Here is a 1,029-nt window from a genome sequence, read left to right as displayed (position 1 = left end):
ATCGCCTCTGACTGCCTGGGCATCCACCGTGTACGCTTGGTCGCTTAACCTCACAACCCACAGGCGTTTTTCAACGCTGTAAGCTGCAAGCATTTGAGAGACCCGACCGTGTCGCGTTTTTCATTCTTATTACGGAGAATGAAAACGACACGTCGTTTCAATTTTCAGCTTGTTCCGGATTGTTAAAGAGCATAATACTTCGCAGCACACCGTTGCCGGTACGCTCTGAAGTATTCAGAAAAAACAGATAAACGGTATGGTGGAGCTAAGCGGGATCGAACCGCTGACCTCCTGCGTGCAAGGCAGGCGCTCTCCCAGCTGAGCTATAGCCCCATACAGTTACTGCAGAGACCACTACTACCACTCAACCGAGTACACTTCGTGAGAAGTGCAATTCGTGCTCAGGCAGGGCATGTCTTCGCGAAGCATAGTGAACTATGCGAGCCGGAGACATAACGCAGCATGAGGCGAATTTGGTAGGCCTGAGTGGACTTGAACCACCGACCTCACCCTTATCAGGGGTGCGCTCTAACCACCTGAGCTACAAGCCTGTAGAGGTTTTTTCTGCTCGTTACTTTTTATCAGACAATCTGTGTGGACACTGCGCCGGAAGGTATCTTCAGGTAAGGAGGTGATCCAACCGCAGGTTCCCCTACGGTTACCTTGTTACGACTTCACCCCAGTCATGAATCACAAAGTGGTAAGCGCCCTCCCGAAGGTTAAGCTACCTACTTCTTTTGCAACCCACTCCCATGGTGTGACGGGCGGTGTGTACAAGGCCCGGGAACGTATTCACCGTGGCATTCTGATCCACGATTACTAGCGATTCCGACTTCACGGAGTCGAGTTGCAGACTCCGATCCGGACTACGACGCACTTTGTGAGGTCCGCTTGCTCTCGCGAGGTCGCTTCTCTTTGTATGCGCCATTGTAGCACGTGTGTAGCCCTACTCGTAAGGGCCATGATGACTTGACGTCATCCCCACCTTCCTCCGGTTTATCACCGGCAGTCTCCTTTGAGTTCCCGACC

At 52.4% G+C, this 1,029-nt stretch carries 2 tRNA genes and 1 rRNA gene; all 3 read right to left on the bottom strand.

What is annotated here, in order from left to right:
• Positions 1–257: 257 nt before the first annotated feature.
• Positions 258–333: transfer RNA gene (locus WFO64_RS22365), tRNA-Ala, on the bottom strand.
• Positions 334–474: 141 nt separating this feature from the next.
• Positions 475–551 (bottom strand) — tRNA-Ile (locus tag WFO64_RS22360).
• Between the two features lie 73 nt (positions 552–624).
• Positions 625–1,029: ribosomal RNA gene (locus WFO64_RS22355) — 16S ribosomal RNA — on the bottom strand; the annotation flags it as partial.

It is taken from the genome of Pantoea sp. AS142 (assembly GCF_037152305.1).
Lineage (GTDB): Bacteria > Pseudomonadota > Gammaproteobacteria > Enterobacterales > Enterobacteriaceae > Pantoea.
This window is presented reverse-complemented; position numbering and strand designations above follow the sequence as displayed.